This is a genomic window from Frankia sp. AgKG'84/4 (genome assembly GCF_023242965.2).
Lineage (GTDB): Bacteria > Actinomycetota > Actinomycetes > Frankiales > Frankiaceae > Frankia.
On sequence record NZ_JALKFU020000398.1, the window covers coordinates 1 to 4,947 of the forward strand.

The following is a 4,947-nucleotide window of genomic DNA, read 5'->3' on the forward strand; positions in this document are numbered from 1 at the left end:
GGTGCGCGCCGAGGGCGCGCCGTTCTGCGGGGCGTCGGTGGACGTCGAGGAGATCGTCGTGCAGCGGTGGACGGACACGCGGTTCCGGATCTCGCTGCGGCCGACCGTGGCGTCGCGTAAGGCCAGCCGCCTGCCGACCGTCGCGGCGATGTGGACGGCGGTCAACAGCTGCGTGCGGGGTCTGACCGGGCCGGTCGCCGACAGCCTGCACGCGCAGCTGACCTGCCATCAGGCGTTGGCGCAGCTTCCCGCGCTCGGCGGTGGATCCGGTTTCGCCACCGGTGCGACCTACGACCTGGAGAGCTGGCGGCCGCTGATGCGCCCCAACAGTTTCTCCACGTGGGTGTCCACCCGCTGCGGGAACACCCTGGGGACCGATCCGTCCGGCCCGGCGGCGCGGATCTACCGGCCGGACGGCGTGCCGGTGCAGCACGCGATCACCGGTGAACACGCCTGAGTTCCGCCTGCGGGGCCCCACCGTGGCCCGGGCACGAGACGCGATGGCGGTGGACAGCGCGATGGCGGCCCGCGCGCCCGTTGCACCCCTGCTCGTGGACCCGAGCGGCGGGCGTCTGTCCGCTGCGGCCGCGGGTCGGGTGCCCCTCGCCGATCGCGTCGCCGCCCAGCTCCGCGAGGCCCCGGGCGGGGTGAAGGTGGTGAACGGTGGCGGGGCGACGGTGCAGGTCGCGCCGGCTACGGACCGTTCACGCGCGTGTCATGGCGGTGGGTGCTCGGCAGCCCCAGGCTGTTGCCGAGCACCCACCCGCGTTCGCGCGTTGGGTCAGGGCGCGGTTCGCGGTGCGCTGCGGGCCCTGTCTAGCATCGCTGGTCGTGGATTCCTGCGCGCCGGGGACGTCGCTGCGCGACGTGCGTGACGGCTACGACCAGGTCGCTGATCTTTACGCGGAGCTGTTCGCCGGCGCGCTGGACGCGCAGCCGGTGGACCGGGCGATCATCGCCGCGTTCGCGGAGCTGGTCCGCGCCACCGCCGTGGCCGGGGGCGGTCGTGGTGTCGTTGCCGACGTCGGCTGCGGGCCTGGTCAGCTCACCGCCCTGCTGCGCCGGCTGGGGGTGGAGGCCGTCGGGGTGGACCTGTCCGCGGCGATGATCCGTCGGGCGCGGCGGGACCATCCGGGGGTGGCGTTCGCGCTCGGGTTGGCGGCGCGGCTGCCGTTCGCCGACGCGAGCCTGGGTGGGATCGTCGCCTGGTACTCGGTCATCCACACCCCGCCGGCGCGGATGGACGGGCTGTTCGCCGAGTTCCACCGGGTCCTCGCCCCGGGCGGGCAGCTGCTGGTGGCCTTCCAGGGCACCGATACCGACGGCGGCGGTCCCCTGCCCCACGCGCACAAGGTCGCGCCGTCGCACCGCTGGCCGCTACCGCGGATGGGTGAGCTGGCGCGCCGCGGCGGGTTCGTGGAGACCGCGCGGTTGCGCCGCCCCCCGGATCGCCATAACCGGCAACCTTCGGCGATGCTGCTCTGTCATCGACCGGGCGCCGAGGCCACGCCCGCGGCGAACGAGCAGGGCTGAATCCAGGATCCGCTGGGAGCCGGTGGTGGTTTCAGCGGCCGATGACACGGACCTGCGGGTAGGCGGGGCTGGGAGTGTCGAGCAGCGGCTGGGTGTGGCCGGTGAACGCGCGTAGCAGGAACGCGCCGACGTAGGCGCGGGTGATCTCCAGTGCGCGGGCGCCGGTGAGTCGCTGCTGGTCGACCGGGATGGCGGCGGGTGGCGGGGGCAGCTGGTCGGCGAGGACCGGGTCGTCGGTGAAGCTGAAGTGTTCGGCGTCGTCGACGTCGAGCCAGAGCCGGCCGGGTCCCAGCCGCTGCCAGCTCGCCGCCCAGCTCGGGTCGTCGTCGCCGGCGGGGATGATCGTGTCGCGGGGGCCGGGATGGTCCGCGCTCGCGCCGAGCAGCAGCACCGGGCGTGCGCCCAGCGCCCCGGGTGGGGGGATCTCCCCTACGGTGCCGTCCATGTTGACCCCGACGTCGACCCGCGGGTCGCGGATCATCGCGGAGATCGCGCCGGCGCCGCCGAGGCTGTGCCCGACGGCGCCGATGCGGGTGGGGTCGACGAGTGCCGCGCCGCGCCAGGTCGGGTGTGGGCCGGTGAGGCTGGTCAGGACGAACGACAGGTCGGCGCCGCGGGTGCGCGCGGCGGCGGTGAACGCGGCGTCGCCGTTGATCTGGTCGCAGGCCAGGCAGGTCAGCATCCGCCCGCCGGGGAAGGCGGTGCCGACGGACTCGTAGGCGTGGTCGATGGTCGCGGCGAGCAGGCCGAGGCTGGCGAGTTGTTCGGCCAGGCCGGTCAGGGAACGCCGGCCGACGCCGAGGCCGGGTGAGAGCAGGACCAGCGGCCGGTGGCCGGGCAGGGGGCGGGCGCCGGTGCGGCTCGCGATCGTGGTCGCGGCGATCGTCTGCGGGGACAGGACCTCGGCGAGGCCGAGGGCGGCGAGGTAGCGGCGGATCTCCTGCGGGTCGGCGTAGCGGGCCGGGGTGCCGGTGGCGGGGACCGCCGGGTAGTAGACGTCGACCATGAGTTCGCGGGGTGCGCTGGGCCTCCACGGGTCGCGCCGGGAACGGTCGGTCAGGTGCAGGGTGTCGCGGCCGACGGCGAGGTTCCCGGTGGGACGGGGAAGTGCCGGCGCGGTGGCGGTGGCGGTGACCGGTGGCGGGGTGGTGGCGCGCCCGGGTGCCGGCGCGGCGGTGGCGGTGGTGGTGGCGGTGGTGGTGGCGCCGAGGAGGGTCAGTGCCGTCAACGTCCCGGCAATGGTCACAGTGCGAATTTTTCCCGTCACCCCACGCACTCTAGGTTGCGGGGTGAGGGGATCCGTGTACCGCGGGTAGTCGGACGTGCGACAGTCGTCTGCGTACGTGCCGCGGGGCTGCGAGCGGCGCCGGTCGTGGCGCGGCGGGGCATCGTCCGGCGGGGCATCGTCCGGCGGGGCGGCGACGCGCCCGGCGTGGGCGCCCCGCCGGTTGCGGGGTGCCGGGTGCGAGGCTGGCGGTGAACAGTCCGGTGGCCAGGCCCGGTCCACCGGGAACGTCCGCGTGGGAAGGGTCGTCTGACCGGTGAGCCGACTGCGACGTGATGTCGAGGATGCCTGGCGTCGCCTCGAGCATCCGCCCGTGCCGCTGTGCACGGTGGCGACCCCTCACGGCACGGTCGAGTACGTCGACCTCGGCGGCCCTGGACGTCCGGTGCTGGTTCTGCACGGCAACAACGGCGGCTGGGATCAGGGTGTCGACTGGGCGCGGCGTCGTCTGGGCGAGGGTGCGCGGGCGATCGCGGTGTCCCGTTATGGCTATCTCGGTTCCGAGCTGCCCGCCGACGCGAGCACCGAGGGGCAGGGGGACGCGCTGGCCTGCCTGCTCGACGCGGTGGGCCTGGACCGGGTGCGGGTGGTGTCGCTGTCCGCCGGTTCGACGGCGGCGGTCCGCCTGGCGCTGCGCCACCCTGACCGGGTGGAACGCCTCGTCCTGGAGTCCCCGGTGTTGCCCGCGAAACGTCCGACGCCGACGCTGCCGGCGTTCGTGCTGCGTGCGCTGCTGCGCGGCGAGCGGGGCGTGTGGTGGTCGACGAGGCATCCCACCGCGCTCGCGCACGGCAGTGGCCTGGGGTGGCGGGCGTTGGACGCAGAGGGCCGCGGCGAACTCGCGGCGATCAGCGCGACGATGCTGCCCGTCGCGGCGCGCCGCGCCGGGATGATGTTCGATTTCACGGTCAGTGCCCCGCAGATGCTCGCCGACACGCTGCGCTGGGAGAAGATCACCTGCCCGACGCTGGTTGTCACCGCGACGGACTCGCCGCTGCCGCGCCCCGCCGACGCTGCGGCGATCACCGCCCGTCTCCCCCACGGCCGGCTGCTGGTCCTGCCCGCGGGTGGGCATCTGCTCCTGGGGAACGTCGCGAAGCTGCGCGGTGAACTCGCCTCGTTCCTGGGACGCTGAGCGCAGATCGGCGCGGCGGTGGAAAACACCTGGCCCTGCGGTGCGGGGTGCTGGCAGGGTCCAGGGGTGATGAGCGAGTTTCCCGCTGGCCTGGCGCTGCGTTGTCCCGAGGTTTCGGATCATCGTCGGGTGCTGGCGGTGATGGACGACTGGTGGGCGGGTTTCGGTGGTGCCGACGGGTCACGTCAGCGTGCTCTGCTGCTCCCCCGGCTGTTCTTCCAGCACTTCACTGACACCAGCGTGCTGGCTGAGCACGCCGACGGGGGCATCGCGGCTTTTCTCGTGGGTTTCCTTTCGTCGTCCCAGCCGGGCACGGCCTACGTCCACTTCGTCGGGGTGGATCCGGGGTTGCGTCGCCGTGGGGTCGCCGCGGGTCTCTACCAGCGGTTCTTCACTCTCGCGGCGACCCGGGGCGCGAGGAGGGTCCGGTGTGTCACCAGTCCCGGGAACGCCGTGTCGTTGGCGTTTCACACTGGCATCGGTTTCCGGGTGGATCCCGGGGACCTGACGATGGATGGGGTCGCGGCGCAGCGCGACTACGACGGGCCGGGGCTGCACCGCGTCACGTTCACCCGGGCACTGCCCGGCCCGCGTGGCTGAGGGTTCCGCGTCGGCGCCCACCCGGGCAGGATGGACGGCCATGACCCTGATCTGCCAGACCTATCTGGACACCGCGACCGCCGCCGCGGTGCTGCTGCGCGACCCGGCGCTGGGCGCTGCCTGGGACGCCGAGAGCGCGCTGGCCCATTACCGGGTCGGCGCGCTGGCCGGGCATCTGGCCTGGCAGATCGTCCACGTTCCCGAGATGCTCGCTGCCGCCCCACCGGCCGGTGAGCCCCGCGGGCTGCTCGAGCATTACACCGGCGCCGTGTGGCTCGGGGCCGCACCCGACGCGGAGATCAACGTCGGGTTGCGTGATCTCGGCGAGCAGGTCGCCGCCGGCGGCCCGGTGGCGCTCGCCGAGCGGGTCGAGCGGGCGCTGGCCCTGCTGCGG

The 4,947-nt window shown here is 74.1% G+C and carries 5 protein-coding genes and 1 pseudogene; 5 read left to right on the forward strand and 1 reads right to left on the reverse strand.

What is annotated here, in order from left to right:
- Together MXD58_RS19855 and MXD58_RS19860 are read left to right on the forward strand one after the other, a co-directional pair.
- The coding region (locus MXD58_RS19855; protein ID WP_250609710.1) for a DUF2599 domain-containing protein at positions 1–457 on the forward strand (457 nt) is incomplete at its 5' end.
- Between the two features lie 374 nt (positions 458–831).
- Positions 832–1,533: a class I SAM-dependent methyltransferase gene (locus MXD58_RS19860; protein ID WP_248839471.1), complete on the forward strand. Its 702-nt coding sequence runs from the start codon at positions 832–834 to the stop codon at positions 1,531–1,533.
- A 31-nt stretch (positions 1,534–1,564) separates the two neighbouring features.
- Here the strand turns inward: MXD58_RS19860 and MXD58_RS19865 are convergent, their stop codons facing one another.
- Positions 1,565–2,779 (reverse strand): alpha/beta hydrolase family protein, encoded by a 1,215-nt coding sequence (locus MXD58_RS19865; protein WP_248839472.1) that lies wholly within the window; start codon positions 2,777–2,779, stop codon positions 1,565–1,567.
- Positions 2,780–3,074: 295 nt separating this feature from the next.
- On the opposite strand from MXD58_RS19865, the gene MXD58_RS19870 reads away from it, so the two are divergent.
- The 3 genes and pseudogenes from MXD58_RS19870 to MXD58_RS19880 form a co-directional block, all read left to right on the forward strand.
- The gene (locus tag MXD58_RS19870) at positions 3,075–3,953 is read left to right on the forward strand and encodes an alpha/beta fold hydrolase (RefSeq protein WP_248839473.1); all 879 of its coding nucleotides are present in this window, start codon (positions 3,075–3,077) and stop codon (positions 3,951–3,953) included.
- Between the two features lie 69 nt (positions 3,954–4,022).
- Positions 4,023–4,553 (forward strand): GNAT family N-acetyltransferase, encoded by a 531-nt coding sequence (locus tag MXD58_RS19875; protein ID WP_248839474.1) that lies wholly within the window; start codon positions 4,023–4,025, stop codon positions 4,551–4,553.
- Between the two features lie 40 nt (positions 4,554–4,593).
- A pseudogene (locus tag MXD58_RS19880) lies at positions 4,594–4,947 on the forward strand (maleylpyruvate isomerase N-terminal domain-containing protein); the annotation flags it as partial.